Below are 19,363 nucleotides of genomic sequence, written 5' to 3'. Positions count from 1 at the left end.
ATCCCTCCTCGGCCTCAGCCGGCGCCGAACACTTCCCCGACGAAGGCTGCCAGGTCCGGCATGCGCCGCAGGCTCAGTCCCGTCGGGGCGCCCGGCTTGCTGTCCGCGGGCGCGATGGCTGTGGAAAAACCAAGTTTCTGCGCCTCTTTCAACCTGTTTTCCGTCTGTCCTACCGGCCGGAGCGCGCCGGAGAGCGATATTTCCCCGAAGACGACGCAATCCGTGGGCAGCGCGACATCTTCGCGCGCGCTGATCAGCGCCGCGGCCACCGCCAGATCGGCCGCGGGTTCGGTGACCCGAAGCCCGCCCGCGACGTTCAGGAACACGTCGAGCCCGGTAAAGGGGATGCCGCAGCGCGCCTCGAGCACGGCAAGCGTGGTCGCCAGCCGCCCGGCATCCAGCCCGACCACCGTGCGCCGGGGCGTGCCCAGCGGCGAGGGTGCGACAAGGGCCTGGATCTCGGTCAGCACCGGCCGCGTGCCCTCGATCCCGGCAAAGACGGCCGCCCCCGGCGCAGGCATGCCGCGCCCCGACAGGAACAGGGCGGATGGGTTCTGCACCTCGGCCAGGCCCGTTCCGGTCATCTCGAACACGCCGATCTCGTCGGCCGGTCCGAAGCGGTTCTTGACCGCGCGCAGGATACGGAACTGATGCCCGCGCTCGCCCTCGAAATACAGCACGGTGTCGACCATGTGCTCGACCACGCGCGGGCCCGCGATCTGGCCCTCCTTGGTGACATGGCCGACAAGGATGACGGCCGAGCCGCGGCGTTTCGCGAAGGCGGTCAGTTCATGGGCGGCGGCGCGCACCTGGGCAACGGAGCCGGACGCGCTGTCGACCATGTCGGCCCACATCGTCTGGATCGAATCGATGATGGCAAGACCCGGCCGTTCGGCATCCAGCGTGGTCAGTATGTCGCGCAGGTTTGTGTCGGTGGCGAGTGTGACCGGTGCATCGGCAAGACCCAGGCGGCGCGCGCGCATGCGGATCTGGGCGCCCGCCTCCTCGCCCGAAATGTAGAGGCATTTCAGCCCGCTGCGGGCGAAGCTTGCGGTAGCCTGCAAAAGCAGGGTGGACTTGCCGATGCCTGGATCGCCGCCGACGAGGATGGCCGAGCCGGGCACCAGCCCGCCGCCCAGCACCCGGTCGAACTCGGCCATGCCGGAGGCGGCGCGGGGCGGTTCGGGCTCGGTCGCGGCGAGGTCGGAGAGTGGCAGGGCCCGGCCACGAGCGGCACCAAGGGATTTCGCGGCGGGACCGGCAGAAAGCGGCGCCTCTTCGGCGATGGTGTTCCAGGCGCCGCAGGCATCGCAACGGCCCGCCCATTTCTGGTGGGACGCGCCGCAGGCGTTGCAGGTGTAGCTGGGAGCGGCTTTGGCCATGGCCTTTCTTGGCGGAAGGACGCGCGCCGGGCAAGGGGGTGCTCCCGCCCCCGGCCCGCGCGGGGCTTTCGCCCCGCTTGTCCGGGGTTGGGCATGGCGCGGCCGCCGGCCGCGGGGGGCGCTGCCCCCGTCGCCCGTTCCGGGCGACTCCCCCGGGATATTTCGGGCCAGAAGAAGGAGGAAGCGGCTAGCGCACCGATTCGATCGGGCCTTCGGCGCGGCCGTGGATGAATTGTTGCAGATAGGGGTCCGGCGCCGCGTCCATGTCCTTGACCGGGCCGGTCCACTGGATCACCCCGTCATGGAGCATCGCGACGTCGTCGGCGATGGCGCGCACGCTGGTCATGTCATGGGTGATGGTCATCGCGGTGGCGCCCATCTCGACCACGATCTCGCGGATCAGTTCGTTGATGACACCGGCCATGATCGGATCGAGCCCGGTGGTGGGTTCGTCGAAGAATATGATTTCCGGCTCGGCGGCGATGGCGCGGGCAAGGCCGACGCGTTTCTGCATGCCGCCCGACAGCTCGGCGGGGTAGAGGTCGGCCACCTCGGGTTTCAGGCCGACGCGGCGCAGTTTCTCGATGGCGATCTCGCGCGCCTCGGCCTTGGGGCGTTTCCCGGGGCCGCGCAAGAGCCGGAAGGCCACGTTCTGCCAGACGGACAGCGAATCGAACAGCGCGCCGCCCTGGAACAGCATCCCGAACCGCGCGAGAAAGGCGTCGCGGTCAAGGCTGGCGGCATCCTGCCCGTCGATCCGGATCGTGCCGGCATCGGGCTTCACCAGCCCGAGGATGCATTTCAGCAGCACCGACTTGCCGGTGCCCGAGCCGCCGATGACGACCATGCTTTCGCCCTTCGGCACGGTCAGGTCGACGCCGCGCAGCACGCGGTTGGCGCCGAAGCTTTTGTGAAGGCCGGACAGCGCGATCATGCGGAGAAGAACAGTTCGGTCAGCAGGTAGTTGGTGGCCAGGATCATCACCGAGGCCGTCACCACCGCCGATTTCGTGGCCCGCCCCACGCCCTGCGCGCCGCGCTCGGAATTCATCCCGAAATAGCAGCCCACCAGCGCCACGATGAAGCCGAAGACCGCGCCCTTGATCAGCCCCGAGGTCACGTCCCAGAGCGTGAGATACTCGACCGTGGTCTTGAGATAGGCGGCGGCGTTCAGTTCAAGCCGCCCGGTGCCGACCAGATAGCCGCCCAGGATGCCGATGGAATCGCCCACCGCGACCAGCACCGGCAGGGCGATGGTCGCCGCCAGCACGCGCGGGACGGTCAGATAGCGCATCGGGTCGGTGGACAGCGTCACCAGCGCGTCGATCTGTTCGGTCACCTTCATCGTGCCGATCTCGGCCGCAATGGACGAGGCCACGCGCGCGGCGACCATCAGCCCGCCCAGCACCGGGCCAAGCTCGCGCACCATGCCGATGGCGACTATCGAGGGAACGACCTGCGAGGCGTTGAAACGTGCGCCGCCTTCGTAGATCTGCAAGGCCAGCGCGCCGCCGGTAAACAGGGCCGTCAGCGCCACAACGGGCAGCGAATTGTAACCGATCGCCCAGAGCGCCTGAAGGAATTCGCGGAGGTAGAAAGGCGGGCGGAGCATCGCCGCAATCGTCGCCACGAGAAAGATCGCGATCCGGCCAAGGGCTGCGAGCCCCGCCAGCGTCGAGCGGCCGATGGCGGCGACCGGGGCGAGGATCATGGCGCGGCCGCGCCGACATGGCGGCGGCAGTAGCGCGGGCCGAGGCTGGTAAGCACCTCGTAGCCGATGGTCCGGGCGGCGGCGGCGACTTCGTCCACGCTCTGGTCCGGGCCGATCAGGTCTAGCGCGTCGGGGCTGTCGGGCAGGTCGGTGATATCGGCGGTGATGAGATCCATCGAGACTCGGCCGAGGATCGGGCAGGGGCAGCCATCGGCCCAGAGCGTGCCGCGGTTCGTCAGATAGCGCAGGATGCCATCGGCATAGCCGCCCGCGACGGTGGCGACGATGCGGCGGGTGTCGGCGGTCCAGGTGCAGCCATAGCCGACGCTTTCGCCGGACTCGACCGCGCGGATCTGGATCACCGGCAGCGACAGGCGCAGCACGGGCGCGGCCTCGGCGAAGGGAAGCGCGCCGTAAAGGCCGATGCCGGGGCGGGTGATCTCGAAGTGATAGTCGGGGCCCAACAGGATGCCGCCCGTGGCCGAAAGCGAGCGCGGCACGCCGCAGCCCTCGGTCATCTCGCGGAAACAGGCGAGTTGTTTTCGGTTGAAGCCGGTCGTGTCCTCGTCGGAGCAGGCGAGGTGGCTCATGATGAGCCGCGGCCCGGCGGCCAGCGCGTCGGCGCGGATCGCGGCCCAGTCGCCGGGTTCCATCCCCAGACGGTTCATGCCGGAATCGAGCTGGATGCCGAAAGGGTGGCCCGGCAGCGCGGCAAGGTGGCGGGCAAACTGCTCGGGCGAATTCAGCATGGGCACGAGGCCCAGATCGGCGATCAGGCCGGTATCGCCCGCCATGTGGCCGCCGAAGACGCCGATCTCGGGGCCGGGGCCAAGGGCGGCGCGGATCGCGGCGCCCTCCTCGGCCACGGCGACGAAAAAGCGGCGGGCACCGGCGCGGGCAAGTGTGCGCGCGACCTCGGCCGCGCCGAGCCCGTAGGCGTCGGCCTTGACGACTGCCGCGGTTTCGACGCCCGGGCCGCTGGCGCGGTCAAGGGCGGTCCAGTTGCGCGCGATCGCGTCGTGGTCGATGGTAAGCAGTCCGCTGGCCATGGGCGCTGTTTCCGACAGGGGCGGGGCATACGTCAAGGCGGATTCCGGTTTTCGGTCGCCATGTTCAGCGCCGTTCGTGGCGGGCGCCGGTCCAGATCAAGGTCTCGCCGGTCTCTGCGACAGGCGCAGTCCAGCCGTCCAGTGCGCCCGCTTCGGAAACCGACAGCCCCTTGGTCGAGAACAGGTCTCCATCTCCGAAAACCGGCAGCGCGCTGTCGCCGGCAAGCGCGAAGACCACGCCGCTGCATCCGGTCGGGCCGAAATAGGCGCTGCCGCAGAGCCGGGTGAACAGCAGCGCCTTTTCGCGGGCCAGCGCGATCCGGCCGGCTTGCAGTTCGGGGGGCTCGCCCTCGATCGCGCGCACCGCTTCGAGGATGGGGCCTGCGATCTCGCGGGCGAGGGCGAGCGCGTCCGCATCGTCGATGCCCAGCGTGATCGGGACGGTCGGTCGCGGCGGCGGGACGGCATGGCGGTCTCGACGCTCTCGGCGCTGTCCTCGCGGTCGTCCGCATCCTCGTCCATCGCTGTGGTTCCGGGATCGGGCAGGGCAGCAACCGGTTGCGCGGCCGGGGCTGCGGCCGGTGGGGGATGCGGGGGCGTGCGGCGGTGGTGGCAGCAGGGCGGGCATCGTTCCAATCGGTAGGGTCACCCGGGCATTGCCCTCGGAAAACGGATGCCCGGGGCTGCCCTCGATCACGAATTCCAGCGGATGTCCCGTCCGGCAGGCAAGCCGGAAGCAGACGGACGCCCCCCTCGGTGTCGCCGCCTTCCGGGATTGTCCGCGATTCCCGTGCCCCGGCTGCAGCGCCAAGACCCGCAGGTGCCAGGCCGCCAGAAGGCTGTCGTTTTTCGCCATGCGCCCGCCCCCTGCCGGTTCCCCTGCCAGAAGCCCAGGGTGCAATCCCGCCGCAGCGAAGGGATGATCGAAGCCTCATTTCCGGGCTGGACACCGCGACGCGAACACCTTGTGCCTTCGGGGCTTCGGTCAGAAACCGTCCGTGTCGCCATGACCCTGCTGCCAGGGCTTCACCAGATTGCCGAAGCGGGTAAACCGGCCCTCGAAGCTGAGTTCCACCGTGCCGATCGGGCCATGACGCTGCTTGCCGATGATGACCTCGGCCTTGCCATGGCAGCGTTCCATGACCTCCTGCCACTTGGCCATGGCTTCGAGATTGTCCTCGCCGGGTTTCTCGCGTTCCTTGTAGTATTCGTCGCGGTAGACGAACATCACCACATCGGCGTCCTGTTCGATCGAACCGGATTCCCGCAGGTCGGACAGTTGCGGGCGCTTGTCCTCGCGGCTTTCGACCTGACGCGACAGCTGCGACAGGGCGATCACCGGGATGTCCAGTTCCTTGGCGATGGCCTTGAGCCCCTGCGTGATCTCGGAAACCTCGTTCACCCGGCTGTCCTTGGCCGTGGCGGGACGGACGAGTTGAAGATAGTCGACGACCAGCACATCCAGCCCGTGGGTCCGCTTCAGCCGCCGCGCGCGGGCGGCCAACTGGCTGATCGGCAGGGCGGGCGTGTCGTCGATGAACAGTGGGCAGGCTTCCAGCGCTTTGGCGGCCTCGACGAAGCGGCGGAATTCGACCTCGGTCATGTCGCCGCGGCGGATCTGTTCGCTGGGCACTTCGGACGCCTCGGACAGGATCCGCGCGGCAAGCTGTTCGGCGCTCATCTCGAGGCTGAAGAAGCCGACGACGCCGCCATCGACCGCGCCCTCGGACCCGTCGGGCTGCCGCCCCCGGCGATAGGCTTTCGCGACGTTGAACGCGATATTGGTGGCCAGCGAGGTCTTGCCCATCGACGGGCGGCCCGCGAGGATCAGCAAATCCGACCGGTGCAGCCCGCCCAGCTTGCGGTCCAGGTCGACAAGGCCCGTCGAGACGCCCGAAAGCTGACCGTCGCGCTGATAGGCGGCATTGGCGACGTTCACCGCGTCGGTCACGGCCTTGAGGAAGGACTGGAACCCGCTTTCGGACTGGCCCTGTTCGCCCAGCTTGTAAAGCGCCTGTTCGGCCTCGACGATCTGGGCGCGCGGCTCGGACGAGATATCGACCTTGGCCGCCTTGTCCGAGATGTCGCGGCCAAGCCGGATCAACTCGCGCCGGATCGCGAAATCGTAGATCATCTGGGCGTAATCGCGCGCCGCGAAGGTCGAGATCGCCGCGCCCGCAAGACGCGCCAGATAGGCCGGCCCGCCCAGTTCCTTCAGCCCCTCGTCATCCGCGAGAAACGCCTTGAGCGTCACCGGCGAGGCCAGCGCATTCTTCTGGATGCGCGCGGCGGCAATCTCGTAGATGCGCTGGTGGACCGGCTCGTAGAAATGATGCGCTTGGATGATCGACGCGATCCGGTCGAAGACGTCGTTATTGGTCAGGATCGCGCCCAGCAATTGCTGCTCGGCCTCGATGTTGTGCGGCAGGGTGCCGGCCTCGTCCTCGGTCCCGCCCGTTTGGATCGATCTGATCTCGTTCATCGCCTGCCCCTGGATTCTGGTCCGGCCTGCCTAGCGCAAGAGACCGCCGCGCGACATGGCAAGAAGATGGTGGAGAACGCGGCGCGACAGCTGTGCATGGCCTGTGGGTAACCTCAGCCACCCCTGCAGGTTGTATCTCAACTCAGGATAACCGCAAAACCTTGGTTGCGCGAGCGATTCTCCGGGCGAGTTTTCCCCAAGCCATCCACAGCGCCGTCCCCGGCTATTTTTGTCGGGCCGCCTGCCAGTCCCGAGGTGCGGTCAGGAAGGCCTCGACCTCGGCCAGCGTGGCCGCGTCGAACGCGCCCTGCGCGCGGGCCTCGGCCAGCACATCCCACCAGGTACAGAGGTGGTGCAGCTTCACCCCATGGGCGGCCAGCGTGGCCTCGGTTTCCGGGAAGATGCCATAATAGAAGATCACCGCCGTGTGCCCGCAGACCGCGCCGGTCTCGCGGATCGCATCGACGAAGGACAGCTTGGACCCGCCATCGGTGGTCAGGTCCTCGACCAGCAGCACCCGGTCGCCTTCGCCCATCACGCCCTCGATCCGGGCATTGCGGCCATAGCCCTTGGGTTTCTTGCGGACATAGGTCATCGGCAGCGCCAGCCGTTCGGCCACCAGCGCGGCAAAGGGGATGCCCGCGGTCTCGCCGCCCGCGATATTGGTGAAGGCCTCGAAGCCTGCCTCGCGCATCACGGTCACGGCCATGAAATCCATCAGGGTCGCGCGGATGCGCGGGAAGGAGATGAGCTTGCGGCAGTCGATATAGGTGGGCGAGGGCAGGCCCGAGGCCAGGGTGAACGGCGTTTCCGCGTTGAAATGCACCGCGCCCACCTCCAGCAGCATGCGGGCCGACAACCGGGCAATCTCGGCCTGGTCGGGGAAGGCGGTGGGGATCATGGCGCGGACCTCTCGATCTGGCGGCGGGAGGGTTCGAGCCGTCCCGGCGAAGTGGTTGAAGGAAACAAGCGGCTTACCGCTCTACCCGCCAGTGCAGGGGGAAGCCGGGGTCGAACAGCGTCACCGGCCCGACACCCGTCGCGATCTTGTCGGGGAAGGCCACGGGGGCGCCCTTGACCAGCGTGATCGTTTCGGCGTTCGGGGCCAGGCGGTAGAAGGCCGGGCCGTTCAGCGAGGCGAATGCCTCCAGCCGGTCCAGCGCGCCTTCGCGCTCGAACACTTCCGCCAGGCAGGACAGCGTGTTGGTCGCCGAGAAGATGCCGGCGCAACCGCAGGCCGACTCCTTGGTCGGATCGCTGTGCGGGGCGCTGTCCGTGCCGAGGAAGAACCGGGCGTCGCCCGATGTGGCGGCGGCCACCAATGCGTCGCGGTGGCGTGCGCGCTTGGCCACCGGCAGGCAGTAGTAATGCGGCTTGATCCCGCCGACCAGGATATGGTTGCGGGTGATGATCAGGTGATGCGTGGTGATCGTCGCGCCCAGCCCCGTCTCGTGCGCCCGGACATAGTCCACCCCGTCGGCGGTGGTCAGGTGTTCCATCACCACGCGCAGCCCCGGCACCGCCCGGCGGATCGGGTCCAGAACGCGGTCGATGAACACCGCCTCGCGGTCGAAGATGTCCACCTCGGGGTCGGTCACCTCGCCATGCACGCAAAGCGGACAGCCGATCCCGGCCATCGTCTCCAGCACGCCGCGGACCTTGTCGAAGTCCTGCACGCCCGAGGCCGAATTGGTCGTCGCGCCCGCCGGGTACAGCTTGACCGCGCTTACCAGCCCGCTTGCATGGGCCGCGGCTACGTCCTTCGGGTCGGTCTCTTCGGTCAGATACAGCGTCATCAGCGGCGTGAAGGCCATATCCTCGGGCAGTGCGGCGAGGATTCGCGCCCGGTAATCGGCCGCGTCCTGCGCCGTGACCACCGGCGGCACCAGGTTCGGCATGATGATCGCGCGGGCGAAGTCGCGTGCCGTCTCTGGCAGGACGCCCGCCAGCATGGCGCCGTCGCGCAGATGCAGGTGCCAGTCATCGGGGCGGCGGATCGTGAGGCGCTGTGTCATGGGCTGCGCGATACACAATCGCCGCACGGCTTTCCAGTGGCGATCACGACGCCTGTGTGCGAATCGCAGCACCGGGGTGGAGCACCGAACCGCGAAAGGCTGAAGATCCGGTTGAGATTTCCCACCTCCGCTGCCCGCTGGGTGCAAGGCGGGCTTTGCCAGCGGGCATTGGTCATGTCAGCGCATCTGTCCTACTTTCGCGGACATGGGAGGAAACATCTGTGAATCGACAGGAGTTTCCACAAGATGGCACTTGCAGACAGCACGATCACCGGCAGCACCGGCTCGATCTTCTCCACCCTCATCGCTGCGCTTGTCCGGGTGATGGAACACCATCCCCGCACCCGCCAGATCGAGCGGTTGAACGCGCTCAGCGACGAGGATCTCGCCGCCCGCGGACTGACCCGTCAGGATGTCGTGCGCCACATCTTCCGCGACCGCTATTATCTCTGAGCGCGGTCGTGCCGCCTGCGGCTTCTGGCCGTCAGAAGAACGCCTGCAGCCCGGTCTGCGCCCGCCCCAGGATCAGCGCGTGGATGTCATGCGTGCCCTCGTAGGTGTTCACCGTTTCGAGGTTCAGCATGTGGCGCATCACCGGAAAACTGTCGGAGATCCCGTTGCCGCCATGCATGTCGCGCGCCGCCCGCGCGATCTCCAGCGCCTTGCCGCAATTGTTCCGCTTGACGAGGCTGATCATCTCGGGCGCCGCGCGCCCCTCGTCCAGCAACCGGCCGACCTGAAGGCAGGCGTGCAACCCCAGTGAAATCTCGGTCTGCATGTCGGCAAGCTTCCTCTGGTAGAGCTGCGTGCCTGCCAACGGCTTGTCGAACTGGCGCCGATCCAGCCCATAGGCGCGCGCAGCGTGCCAGCAGGCCTCGGCCGCGCCCAGCACCCCCCACGCGATGCCGTAGCGCGCCCGGTTGAGGCAGCCGAACGGCCCCTTCAGACCCTCGACGCCCGGCAACACCGCATCCTCGCCGACCTCGACGCCCTCCATCACGATCTCGCCCGTCGGCGAGGCGCGCAGGCTCAGCTTGCCCTCGATCTTCGGGGCCGACAGACCCGCCATGCCCTTTTCCAGCACGAAGCCCCGGATCTTGCCGCCATGGGCCTCGGACTTCGCCCAGACCACGAAGACATCGGCGAAGGGGGCGTTCGATATCCAGGTCTTGGTGCCGGTCAGCCGATAGCCGCCCGCGATCTTCTCGGCCCGCGTCTTCATCCCGGCGGGGTCGCTTCCCGCATCGGGTTCGGTCAGCCCGAAACAGCCGATCAGTTCGCCCCGCGCAAGACCGGGAAGATAGCGCTGGCGCTGCGCCTCGGTGCCGTAGGCGAAGATCGGATAGATCACCAGCGAGGCTTGCACGCTCATCATCGAGCGATAGCCCGAATCCACCCGCTCGATCTCGCGCGCGATCAGCCCGTAGGCCACATAGGAGGCACCCAGTCCGCCAAGGGCCTCGGGCAGCGTCACGCCCAGCAGGCCCGCTTCCCCCATCTCGGCGAAAAGCCCGGGCTCGGCCCGTTCCTCGCGAAAGGCCATCGTCACGCGGGGCTGCAGCCGGTCACGGGCGAAGGCCCGCGCCGCGTCGCGCAGCATCCGCTCGTCCTCGTCCAGCCGATCCTCCAGCCGCAGCGCGTCCTGCCAGTCGAACCGGGCCAGATCCGGGGCATCCTTCGGGGTCAGGGGCAGGGCGCCTTCCATCGTGATTTCTCCTTCCGGGCTGTGCCCGAGGCTTAGCGCGTCCCGCCGCGCCTGGCAATCTTCGCCATCCCGGTGCTTGACCGTCGCCCGCGCCCATGCAGTTCTAGGCGCAGGGAGGACAGGGATGGACAGAACAGGACCAGGCTCGATCGACGAGGTGCAACAGCTGCTTGCCGGGCAGGATTATGTCTGCGGGCGGGCGCTTGCGACGGTCACCTTCCTCTCGTTGCGCCTGGGCAAGCCGCTCTTTCTCGAAGGCGAGCCGGGCACCGGCAAGACCGAGATCGCCAAGGCGCTGGCCGCAGCACTTGGCCGCCGGCTGATCCGGCTGCAATGCTATGAAGGTCTCGATGCCGCCTCGGCCGTCTGCGACTGGAACTTCGCCGCGCAGATGATCGCGATCCGCACCGCCGAGGCGATGGGCTTCGAGGGCGCGGGCGCCGACCGGACCGCGCTGAAGGACGAGCTTTTCTCGGACGAATACCTGATCGAACGCCCGCTGCTCCAGGCCATGCGTCCCCAGGTCGAGGGGCCGCCGGTGCTGCTGATCGACGAGATCGACCGCACCGACGAACCCTTCGAGGCCTTCCTGCTCGAAGCGCTCAGCGATTTCCAGGTCACCATCCCCGAACTTGGCACGATCAAGGCCCCGCACCCCCCGATAGTGGTCATCACCTCGAACCGCACCCGCGAGGTGCATGACGCGCTGAAGCGGCGCTGCCTCTATCACTGGGTCGACTACCCCGATTTCCAGCGCGAACTCGACATCCTGCATGCCCGCGCCCCCGAAGCGGCGGAAACGCTTTCGCGCGAGATCGTGGCCTTCGTCCAGAAACTGCGCTCCGAAGACCTGTTCAAGAAACCCGGCGTCGCCGAAACCATCGATTGGGCGAAATGCCTGCTCGCGCTCGACGTGATCGACCTTTCGCCGCAGGTAATCGCCGACACGATCGGGGCGCTTCTGAAATACCAGGACGACATCCAGAAGATCGAGGGCTCCGAGGCGAAACGCCTGCTCGATCAGGTCCGCGCGGAACTGGCGCCCGCCTGACCCGATCCGGCCCGATCTTCTTCTGGCCTGAAATATCCTCGGGGGGTCCGGGGGGCAGACGGCCCCCCGGCCTCTCCAACAGAGCCCGAGGCCGAGAATGGCAGACCTGCAAACGCTCGACATCCCCGAAGATGGCAAGCTGTCGCACAACATCCTCCATTTCGCGCGCGCCCTGCGCAAGGCCGGGCTTCCCGTCGGTCCCGGCCGGGTGATCGACGCGATCCGCGCGGTCGAGGCGGCGGGGTTCTCGCAGCGCGCGGATTTCTACCACACCCTCGCCGCCTGCTTTCTCTCGCGCCCCGAGCACCGGCAGGTCTACGACCAGGTGTTCCGGCTTTACTGGCGCGATCCGCGCTTTCTCGAACACATGATGAGCCTGATGCTGCCCTCGCTGCGCGGCGTGGCCGAGGAACGGACCGCGAAGGCTGCCGAGAAACGCGCCGCCGAGGCCCTGCTCGACGGGGTCGAGCGTGACCTTCCCGAACCGCGGGACGCGCCAGCCGACGAGGTCGAGATCGACGCCAGCCAGACCCATTCGGGCCGCGAGCGGCTGAAGACGCTGGATTTCGAACAGATGAGCACCGCCGAGATCGCGCAGGCAAAGCGCATGCTGGCCCGGCTCAGCCTGCCGGTGAAGCCGCTGGTTTCGCGCCGCACCCGCGCAGACCGGCATGGCCGGATGCCCGACTGGCGCGCGACGATGCGCAATGCCCTGCGCCGTGGCGGCGAACTGCGCGAGGTCGCGCTCAAGAACCGGCGCAGCCGCTGGCCGAATCTGGTGGTGCTGTGCGACATCTCGGGCTCGATGTCGCAATATTCGCGCATGGTGCTGCATTTCCTGCACGCGGTCGCCAATGAAAAGGGGGCGGGCTGGGCAAAGGTGCATGCCTTTACCTTCGGCACCAGGCTGACCAACATCACCCGCCACCTGGCCACCCGCGACGTGGATGCCGCGCTGGCTGCCGCGGGCGCCGAGGCGCAGGACTGGGCGGGCGGCACGCGAATCGCCTCTGCGTTGCATGCATTCAACCGCGACTGGTCGCGGCGGGTGCTGGGGCAGGGGGCGGTGGTGCTGCTGATCACCGACGGGCTGGACCGGGACGAGGTGGACACCCTGTCGCAGGAGATGCAGCGGCTGCACCTGTCGGCCCGCCGCCTGATCTGGATAAACCCGCTGCTGCGCTGGGACGGTTTCACGCCGAAAGCCCGCGGAATAAGGGCGATGCTGCCGCATGTCGATTGTTTCCGGGCGGGCCATTCGATCCGCTCGCTCGAGGATCTGGCCCGGGCGATCACGGATGTCGGCGATGCCGGAGAGCGCGACCGGATTATGCTGCAGGTGCGACATTCCTGACCGGTTGATCCAGATCAAGGCCGCGGCGCAGCATAACCTGCATCCAGCATTCATCGTTTGCGGCGATGGGCGCAAGTTCCCGGTGCCTGTCCTGAAACCCGCAGACGGTCCCTGTGTTCTCCCAACGCAGGTTCCCTGGCGCCAGAGGGCCCTCCCTCCCTCGGTGCCGACTCACAGAAACGCCGTGGGCCCTCCCTCCCACGGCGTTTTTCTTTGGCGCGGCATCATTGATCTGGATCGGTGCGGTCCACCGTGCCAGAGTTGCATTCGAAATAACGAATGTCATGAGGGGGACAACTCCATGGTTCTGAACTGGAAGATCGGCGGCCCGCTGTTGGGCGTCGTGTTTTTCCTTGCGGTGCTGCTGGTCCAGCCGATCGGCGTGTCGACGCAATTCGTGGTCATCGACGGCGTTCTTTGGGAAAGGAACGCACCGGGTCTCATCACGCAGGGGCCGAATGGCGGCTGGACCTCGACCTATCCCTATTTCGCGAAATACGCCAAGGACATCGCCAATCCGGTCAACTACAGCGTGATCTTCGTCGCCGCGATGATGGGCGGCGCGTTACTCTCGGCGGTTGCCTTCGGGCGCATCCCGCTGCGCGAACGGTTCAGCCCGGCGCTGTGGAGCGCCAATTTCCGCACTGGCTGGATCGGGCGCTGGGTTCTGTCCTTCCTCGGCGGGGTGATCGTGCTTTACGGCGCGCGGATGGCGGGAGGCTGCACCTCGGGGCACATGATGTCGGGGATGATGCAGACCGCGGTCTCGGGCTATCTCTTTGCCTTCGGGGCCTTCCTGACCGCCTTTCCCACCGCCCGCATGTTGCTGAAGAAGGAGGCCTGAGATGGAGATCGCACTCGCAATCGGGCTTGGCGGGCTGTTCGGCATCATGCTGGAGCGTATCGGCGCGACCGACCCGAACTGGATCGGCCGGATGCTGAACCTGACCAATACCCATCTGATGAAGACCATCTTCGTTGCAATCGGCACTGCTTCGATCCTGATGTTCGGCGGCCAGATGCTGGGTGTGGTCGAGGTCGGCCACATGTCGGTCAAGGAGATCCATGTGGGCGTGCTGCTGGGCGGCGCAATTCTCGGCATCGGCTGGGCCATTGCCGGGTATTGCCCGGGCACAGGCGTCTGTGCGGCGGCGACCGGGCGGCTTGACGCGCTGTTCTTCATCGCGGGCGGCCTGATCGGCGCGGGGGCCTATGCGCTCAGCTATCCGTTCTGGGAGGAGATCGGTTTCCTCAACGGCGAGAAATGGACCATCGGCGAGATTCCGGGGGCCAGCTATCCCGCGGCGCTGCCCGATCTGCCGATCACGGGCGACATGCTCGGCATCGGCATCGGAATCGCCTTCATCCTGATCGCGATCCTGCTGCCGCGGCGGTTGGTCGGCAAGGCCGCGCCTGTGACTGACACGAAGGCCGAACCGGCCGAGTGAGTCCACCCTGACAAGGGACGAGGGGCGCCGCGGGACATCCCGCGGCGCCCTTTTCTTTCTGCGCAGATTCCCTCTGGCGAAGCCGCCCCGCCGCGCCCATTATCCCGCGAGGGAGGAGGGGCGCGCATGCAGACAGGCGATTTCGACGCGATTCCGGAAACCGCGCTGGACTGGCACCGGGCAGGTCAGGGCGCGGTCCTGGCCACCGTGATCGAGACCTGGGGCAGCGCGCCGCGCCCGGTGGGCAGCCTTTTGGCGATCTCGGGCGAGGGCGGCATGGCGGGGTCCGTCTCGGGCGGCTGTGTCGAGGGCGCGGTGATCGCCGAGGCGCTGGAGGCGTTGGGCGACGGGCGTCCGCGCCTGCTGGATTTCGGGGTCAGCGATGACGATGCCTTTGCCGTGGGGTTGGCCTGTGGCGGGCGCATCCGGGTGCTGGTAGAGCCCGTGGGCGCGGCCATGCCCGAGGCGCTGCTGGCCGATCTGGTCGCCGCCCGCGCCGCGCGCCGTGCCCTGGCCTATCTCGTCGATACCGAAAGCTGGGAAAGGCGGCTGGCGGGGCCGGAGGATACCGCCCTCGGTCCGCAGATCGCCGAGCGCATGCGCTCCGACCGCTCGGGCTTCGAGGGGGTGTGCTTCGTCGCGATCCATAACCCGCCCTTGCGGCTGGCCGTCATCGGTGCGGTCCATATCGCGCAACCGCTGGTCGCAATGGCGCGGCTTGCAGGCTTTGCGCCGACACTGATCGACCCGCGTCCCGCGTTTGGCTCGGCCGAGCGGTTCCCGGGCGAGACCATCCTTGACGACTGGCCCGATGCCGGGCTTGCTGTTCATGGGCTCGATGCGCGCACGGCGGTCGTGACGCTGACCCATGACCCCAAGCTGGACGATCCCGCGATCCTGGCCGCGCTGGGCTCGGACGTCTTCTATCTGGGCTGCCTCGGCTCGCCCCGGACCCATGCGAAACGGGTCGAGCGGCTTGAGGCGGCGGGCATCCCGGCTGAGCGGATCGCTCGCATCCATGCGCCGGTCGGCCTGGATATCGGCGCGCGCAGCCCGGCCGAGATCGCGGTTTCGATCATGGCCCAGATCGTCGCGACGCTGAGGACGGGCTGATGCGCTTCGGCCCTTTGGCGCCTGACGAGGCCGAGGGGGCCATTCTGGCCCATTCGCTGCGCGTCGGCGGGCGGATGCTGAAGAAGGGCCTCGTGCTCGGGAGGGCCGAGATCGCCGCGCTGACCGCGGCGGGCATCACGCGGATCACCGTCGCCCGGCCGGATCCCGGTGATGTGGCCGAGGACGCGGCCGCGGCGCGCCTTGCCCGCGCGCTGGCGCCCGACCCGGCGGGGGCGGGGCTGCGGATCGGGGCGGCGGCGCGCGGGCGGGTCAACCTGCATGCGGATTGCGCGGGGGTGGTCGGGCTGGATGCTGACGCGATCCACGCGCTGAACCGGATCGACCCCAGCGTGACGCTTGCCACGCTTGCGCCCCTGACCCGGGTCATGCCGGGGCTTCTGGTGGGCACGGTCAAGATCATCCCCTATGCGGTGCCCGGCGCAGCCCTTGCCGCAGCCTGTGCCGCCGCGCCGGGTGCGATCCGCGTGCATCCGGTGACGCGCCGAACCGCCGGGCTGATCCTGTCCGAGGTGGCGGGCCAGAAACCGGGAGTGAGCGAAAAGGGCCGCGCGGCGGTAGAGACCCGCCTGAGGGCGCTGGACATCACGCTTGCCGCGGCTGCCGCCGTGCCGCACGAGACCGCCGCTATGGCCGCGGCGCTGAGCGCGTTGCCGGGCGAGATCGCGCTGATCCTGACCGGCTCGGCCACTTCGGATGTGCAGGATACCGGTCCGGCGTCGGTGCGCGCGGCGGGCGGCACGGTCACGCGCTTCGGCATGCCGGTCGATCCGGGCAACCTGCTGTTCCTGGGCGAACAGGGCGGGCGGCCGGTGATCGGCCTGCCGGGATGTGCCCGCAGCCCTGCCCTGAACGGGGCGGACTGGGTGCTGGAACGGATCGCCTGCGGGCTGGGCATCGGCCCGGACGAGATTGCCGCGATGGGGGTGGGGGGGCTTCTGAAGGAGATCCCGTCGCGGCCGCAACCGCGCGAGGGCTGAGGCCCGGAATCGCCTCGCTTCGTCCGCCTCATTCGACGCGAAGGCCAGACCAGAGCATGCGCAAATCAACGGTTCTCAAACCCTGTTCCCCATGCTTTACTCGCCCCGGATAAAGGGAGGATATCGATGACCAGGGTCACGATGACCGTGAACGGCAAGGCCGTTTCCGGAGAGGTGGAGGGACGCACCCTGCTGTCCCAGTTCCTGCGCGAGGGGCTTGGCCTGACCGGCACCCATATCGGTTGCGACACCAGCCAGTGCGGTGCCTGCGTGGTGCATGTGAATGGGCAGGACGTGAAATCCTGCACCACCTTCGCATTGGAATGCGAGGGCGCCGAGGTCCGCACCATCGAGGGGATGGCCAATCCCGATGGCTCGCTCTCGACGATCCAGCAGGCGTTCCAGGATCATCACGGGCTGCAATGCGGCTTCTGCACGCCGGGCATGGTGATGACGGCCTCGGCGTTGCTGGCCAAGAACCCGACGCCCAGCGAGGCCGAGATCCGGCATTACCTCGAGGGCAATATCTGCCGCTGTACGGGATATCACAACATCGTCAAGGCGATACTGGCAGCCTCGGGACAGGATGTCAGCCATCTGGGCCACGGGGACGCGGTGGCCGCGGAATAGGCGTCCGGCGAGGGCGCGCAGCAGACGGATTATCCAGGGAGGATATCATGCCGAAAGATCACGGCATCGGCGCCAGCACCAAGCGGCGCGAGGATGTGCGGTTCCTGACGGGACGGGGCCGCTATACCGACGACATCAACCTGCCAGGACAGGCCCATGCCTGTTTCGTGCGCAGCCAGGTGGCGCATGGCCGGCTGAACGGGGTGAACACCGACGCCGCCGCCGGGATGCCCGGCGTCATCCGCGTCTTCACCGCGGGCGATTTCGAGAGGGTCGGCGGGCTGCCCTGCGGCTGGCAGGTGACCGACCGGTTCGGCGCGGTGATGCAGGAACCCGGTCACCCTGTGCTGGCCACGGGCAAGGTGCGCCATGTGGGCGATCCGATCGCGCTGGTCGTGGCAGAGACCTATGACCAGGCCCGCGACGCGGCCGAGGCGGTCGTGGTCGATATCGAGGAACTCGAACCCGTTCTCGACATGAAGGCGGCGCTGGCCGAGGGCGCGCCCAAGGTGCATGACGAGCTGACCTCGAACCTCTGCTATGACTGGGGCTTCGTCGAGGAGAACCGCGAAGCGGTGAACAAGGCCTTCGAGACCGCCCATCACGTCACCACGCTGGATCTGGTGAACCAGCGGCTGGTGCCCAACGCGATGGAGCCGCGGGTGGCCATCGGCGACTACGATTTCGCCACCGACGACTCGACGCTCTACACCACCAGCCAGAACCCGCACGTGATCCGGCTGTTGATGGGCGCCTTCGTGCTGGGCATCCCCGAGCACAAGCTGCGCGTGGTGGCGCCCGATGTGGGCGGCGGGTTCGGGTCGAAGATCTTCCACTATGCCGAGGAGGCGGCCGTCACCTTCGCTGCCCGGCATTTGCGCCGGCCGGTCAAGTGGACCTGCACCCGGTCGGAAAGCTTCGTCACCGACGCCCAGGGCCGCGACCACGTCACGCGGATCGAACTGGCCCTGGATGCCGAGGGCCATTTCCAGGCGATCCGCACCGAGACCTATGCCAATATGGGGGCTTACCTCTCGACCTTCGCGCCCTCGATCCCGACCTGGCTGCATGGCACGCTGATGGCGGGGAACTACCGCACGCCGCTGATCTATGTGAACGTCAAGGCGGTGTTCACCAACACTGTGCCGGTGGATGCTTATCGCGGCGCAGGGCGGCCCGAGGCGACGTTCCAGCTGGAACGCGTGATCGACAAGGCGGCGCGCGAGATGGGGATGGACCCGGTCGAGCTCCGGCGCAAGAACTTCATCACCCAGTTCCCCTATGCCACGCCCGTCGCGGTGGAATACGACACCGGCGACTACAACGCGACGATGGACAAGCTGTTGGAGATCGCCGACGTGGCGGGCTTCGAGGCGCGGTTGGCGGAGTCGAAGGCGCGCGGCAAGCTGCGCGGCCTTGGCGTCAACTGTTATATCGAGGCCTGCGGGATCGCGCCCAGCCATCTGGTCGGCCAGCTTGGTGCCCGCGCGGGGCTTTACGAAAGCGCCACGGTGCGGGTGAACGCAACCGGCGGTCTGGTGGTGATGACCGGCAGCCATTCCCACGGGCAGGGGCACGAAACCTCGTTCGCCCAGGTGGTGGCCGACATGATCGGCATCCCCGACAACATGGTCGAGATCGTGCATGGCGACACGGCCAACACGCCGATGGGCATGGGCACCTATGGTTCGCGCTCTCTGGCCGTGGGGGGCAGCGCGATGGTCAAGGCGACGAACAAGATCATTGCCAAGGCCAGGAAGATCGCGGCCCACCTGATGGAGGCCAGTCCCGAGGATATCGAACTCAAGGACGGCAGGTTCACCGTTGCGGGCACCGACAAGTCGGTGGCCTGGGGGGATGTGACGCTGGCGGCCTATGTGCCGCACAACTATCCCCTCGACGAGATCGAGCCGGGGCTGGAGGAAACCGCGTTCTACGATCCGAACAACTTCACCTACCCGGCAGGCGCCTATGCCTGCGAGGTCGAGGTTGACCCCGAAACCGGCAAGGTGACGGTCGAACGCTTTGCCGCGGCGGACGATTTCGGCAATATCGTCAACCCGATGATCGTCGATGGCCAGGTCCATGGCGGCATCGCGCAGGGGATCGGGCAGGCGCTGCTGGAAACCACGACCTATGACGAATACGGCCAGCTTCTGTCGGGATCTTACATGGATTACGCCATGCCGCGGGCCTCGGACGTGCCGTTCTATGCGGTCGACCATTCCTGCCAGACGCCCTGCACCCACAACCCGCTGGGGGTCAAGGGCTGCGGCGAGGCCGGTGCCATCGGCAGCCCGCCTGCCGTTGTGAACGCGGTGGTGGATGCGCTGCAACGGGCAGGGCACAGCCATATCACCCATATCGACATGCCGCTGACGCCCTCGCGCGTCTGGGCGGCGATGCAGGGCTGAGGAGGATCACGC

At 67.7% G+C, this 19,363-nt stretch carries 18 protein-coding genes; 9 read left to right on the top strand and 9 right to left on the bottom strand.

The window, feature by feature from the left end; genetic code table 11:
* Window positions 1-14: 14 nt before the first annotated feature.
* The 8 genes from radA to pyrC form a co-directional block, all read right to left on the bottom strand.
* Complete coding sequence (gene radA, locus NHN26_RS10010; RefSeq protein ID WP_253089339.1) at window positions 15-1,382, bottom strand: DNA repair protein RadA; 1,368 nt, start codon at window positions 1,380-1,382, stop codon at window positions 15-17.
* 187 nt (window positions 1,383-1,569) lie between these two features.
* On the bottom strand, window positions 1,570-2,316 hold the full coding sequence (locus NHN26_RS10005; protein ID WP_253089338.1) for an ABC transporter ATP-binding protein: 747 nt from the start codon (window positions 2,314-2,316) through the stop codon (window positions 1,570-1,572).
* Entirely contained in the window at window positions 2,313-3,092 is a 780-nt protein-coding gene (locus NHN26_RS10000; RefSeq protein WP_253089337.1) for an MlaE family ABC transporter permease, read from the bottom strand. The genes NHN26_RS10005 and NHN26_RS10000 overlap by 4 nt, the downstream gene beginning before the upstream one ends.
* Complete coding sequence (gene alr, locus NHN26_RS09995; protein WP_253089336.1) at window positions 3,089-4,141, bottom strand: alanine racemase; 1,053 nt, start codon at window positions 4,139-4,141, stop codon at window positions 3,089-3,091. Before alr ends, NHN26_RS10000 begins: the two co-directional genes overlap by 4 nt.
* Before the next feature lie 64 nt (window positions 4,142-4,205).
* Window positions 4,206-4,769 carry a hypothetical protein gene (locus tag NHN26_RS09990; RefSeq protein WP_253089335.1) on the bottom strand — a complete coding sequence of 188 codons (564 nt, stop codon included), beginning with the start codon at window positions 4,767-4,769 and terminating at the stop codon, window positions 4,206-4,208.
* A 357-nt stretch (window positions 4,770-5,126) separates the two neighbouring features.
* Window positions 5,127-6,623 carry a replicative DNA helicase gene (locus tag NHN26_RS09985; protein ID WP_253089334.1) on the bottom strand — a complete coding sequence of 499 codons (1,497 nt, stop codon included), beginning with the start codon at window positions 6,621-6,623 and terminating at the stop codon, window positions 5,127-5,129.
* Between the two features lie 223 nt (window positions 6,624-6,846).
* Window positions 6,847-7,524: an orotate phosphoribosyltransferase gene (locus tag NHN26_RS09980; RefSeq protein WP_253089333.1), complete on the bottom strand. Its 678-nt coding sequence runs from the start codon at window positions 7,522-7,524 to the stop codon at window positions 6,847-6,849.
* Between the two features lie 73 nt (window positions 7,525-7,597).
* Window positions 7,598-8,638, bottom strand: a complete 1,041-nt coding sequence (pyrC, locus tag NHN26_RS09975) for a dihydroorotase (RefSeq protein ID WP_253089332.1) — start codon at window positions 8,636-8,638, stop codon at window positions 7,598-7,600.
* 246 nt (window positions 8,639-8,884) lie between these two features.
* Here pyrC and NHN26_RS09970 point away from each other — a divergent pair, with 246 nt between their 5' ends.
* On the top strand, window positions 8,885-9,091 hold the full coding sequence (locus tag NHN26_RS09970; protein ID WP_253089331.1) for a DUF1127 domain-containing protein: 207 nt from the start codon (window positions 8,885-8,887) through the stop codon (window positions 9,089-9,091).
* A 31-nt stretch (window positions 9,092-9,122) separates the two neighbouring features.
* Here the strand turns inward: NHN26_RS09970 and NHN26_RS09965 are convergent, their stop codons facing one another.
* The gene (locus NHN26_RS09965) at window positions 9,123-10,343 is read right to left on the bottom strand and encodes an acyl-CoA dehydrogenase (protein WP_253089330.1); all 1,221 of its coding nucleotides are present in this window, start codon (window positions 10,341-10,343) and stop codon (window positions 9,123-9,125) included.
* Window positions 10,344-10,467: 124 nt separating this feature from the next.
* On the opposite strand from NHN26_RS09965, the gene NHN26_RS09960 reads away from it, so the two are divergent.
* The 8 genes from NHN26_RS09960 (at window position 10,468) to NHN26_RS09925 (ending at window position 19,351) form a co-directional block, all read left to right on the top strand.
* Window positions 10,468-11,394, top strand: coding sequence for an AAA family ATPase (locus NHN26_RS09960; RefSeq protein ID WP_253089329.1), 927 nt, complete (start codon window positions 10,468-10,470; stop codon window positions 11,392-11,394).
* A gap of 97 nt (window positions 11,395-11,491) precedes the next feature.
* A complete protein-coding gene (locus NHN26_RS09955; protein WP_253089328.1) occupies window positions 11,492-12,748 on the top strand; it encodes a vWA domain-containing protein in 1,257 nt (418 codons plus the stop codon).
* 301 nt (window positions 12,749-13,049) lie between these two features.
* Window positions 13,050-13,592, top strand: coding sequence for a YeeE/YedE thiosulfate transporter family protein (locus NHN26_RS09950; RefSeq protein WP_253089327.1), 543 nt, complete (start codon window positions 13,050-13,052; stop codon window positions 13,590-13,592).
* Window position 13,593: 1 nt separating this feature from the next.
* Complete coding sequence (locus NHN26_RS09945) at window positions 13,594-14,196, top strand: DUF6691 family protein (RefSeq protein WP_253089326.1); 603 nt, start codon at window positions 13,594-13,596, stop codon at window positions 14,194-14,196.
* A 126-nt stretch (window positions 14,197-14,322) separates the two neighbouring features.
* A complete protein-coding gene (locus NHN26_RS09940) occupies window positions 14,323-15,309 on the top strand; it encodes an XdhC family protein (protein WP_253089325.1) in 987 nt (328 codons plus the stop codon).
* Window positions 15,309-16,307: a molybdopterin-binding protein gene (locus NHN26_RS09935; RefSeq protein ID WP_253089324.1), complete on the top strand. Its 999-nt coding sequence runs from the start codon at window positions 15,309-15,311 to the stop codon at window positions 16,305-16,307. Before NHN26_RS09940 ends, NHN26_RS09935 begins: the two co-directional genes overlap by 1 nt.
* 126 nt (window positions 16,308-16,433) lie before the next feature.
* The gene (locus NHN26_RS09930; protein ID WP_253089323.1) at window positions 16,434-16,937 is read left to right on the top strand and encodes a (2Fe-2S)-binding protein; all 504 of its coding nucleotides are present in this window, start codon (window positions 16,434-16,436) and stop codon (window positions 16,935-16,937) included.
* A gap of 47 nt (window positions 16,938-16,984) precedes the next feature.
* A complete protein-coding gene (locus NHN26_RS09925; RefSeq protein ID WP_253089322.1) occupies window positions 16,985-19,351 on the top strand; it encodes a xanthine dehydrogenase family protein molybdopterin-binding subunit in 2,367 nt (788 codons plus the stop codon).
* Window positions 19,352-19,363 lie beyond the last annotated feature (12 nt).

Source organism: Rhodovulum tesquicola (assembly GCF_024128855.1).
GTDB lineage: Bacteria > Pseudomonadota > Alphaproteobacteria > Rhodobacterales > Rhodobacteraceae > Rhodovulum > Rhodovulum tesquicola.
Note: the sequence above shows the minus strand (reverse complement) of the source record. Positions and strands in the feature narration are given on the sequence as shown.

Coding starts and splice junctions, on each gene's coding strand:
- radA (WP_253089339.1), bottom strand. CDS start 1,382: ATGGCCAAAGCCGCTCCCAGCTACACCTGCAACGCCTGCGGCGCGTCC.
- NHN26_RS10005 (WP_253089338.1), bottom strand. CDS start 2,316: ATGATCGCGCTGTCCGGCCTTCACAAAAGCTTCGGCGCCAACCGCGTG.
- NHN26_RS10000 (WP_253089337.1), bottom strand. CDS start 3,092: ATGATCCTCGCCCCGGTCGCCGCCATCGGCCGCTCGACGCTGGCGGGG.
- alr (WP_253089336.1), bottom strand. CDS start 4,141: ATGGCCAGCGGACTGCTTACCATCGACCACGACGCGATCGCGCGCAAC.
- NHN26_RS09990 (WP_253089335.1), bottom strand. CDS start 4,769: ATGCCCGCCCTGCTGCCACCACCGCCGCACGCCCCCGCATCCCCCACC.
- NHN26_RS09985 (WP_253089334.1), bottom strand. CDS start 6,623: ATGAACGAGATCAGATCGATCCAAACGGGCGGGACCGAGGACGAGGCC.
- NHN26_RS09980 (WP_253089333.1), bottom strand. CDS start 7,524: ATGATCCCCACCGCCTTCCCCGACCAGGCCGAGATTGCCCGGTTGTCG.
- pyrC (WP_253089332.1), bottom strand. CDS start 8,638: ATGACACAGCGCCTCACGATCCGCCGCCCCGATGACTGGCACCTGCAT.
- NHN26_RS09970 (WP_253089331.1), top strand. CDS start 8,885: ATGGCACTTGCAGACAGCACGATCACCGGCAGCACCGGCTCGATCTTC.
- NHN26_RS09965 (WP_253089330.1), bottom strand. CDS start 10,343: ATGGAAGGCGCCCTGCCCCTGACCCCGAAGGATGCCCCGGATCTGGCC.
- NHN26_RS09960 (WP_253089329.1), top strand. CDS start 10,468: ATGGACAGAACAGGACCAGGCTCGATCGACGAGGTGCAACAGCTGCTT.
- NHN26_RS09955 (WP_253089328.1), top strand. CDS start 11,492: ATGGCAGACCTGCAAACGCTCGACATCCCCGAAGATGGCAAGCTGTCG.
- NHN26_RS09950 (WP_253089327.1), top strand. CDS start 13,050: ATGGTTCTGAACTGGAAGATCGGCGGCCCGCTGTTGGGCGTCGTGTTT.
- NHN26_RS09945 (WP_253089326.1), top strand. CDS start 13,594: ATGGAGATCGCACTCGCAATCGGGCTTGGCGGGCTGTTCGGCATCATG.
- NHN26_RS09940 (WP_253089325.1), top strand. CDS start 14,323: ATGCAGACAGGCGATTTCGACGCGATTCCGGAAACCGCGCTGGACTGG.
- NHN26_RS09935 (WP_253089324.1), top strand. CDS start 15,309: ATGCGCTTCGGCCCTTTGGCGCCTGACGAGGCCGAGGGGGCCATTCTG.
- NHN26_RS09930 (WP_253089323.1), top strand. CDS start 16,434: ATGACCAGGGTCACGATGACCGTGAACGGCAAGGCCGTTTCCGGAGAG.
- NHN26_RS09925 (WP_253089322.1), top strand. CDS start 16,985: ATGCCGAAAGATCACGGCATCGGCGCCAGCACCAAGCGGCGCGAGGAT.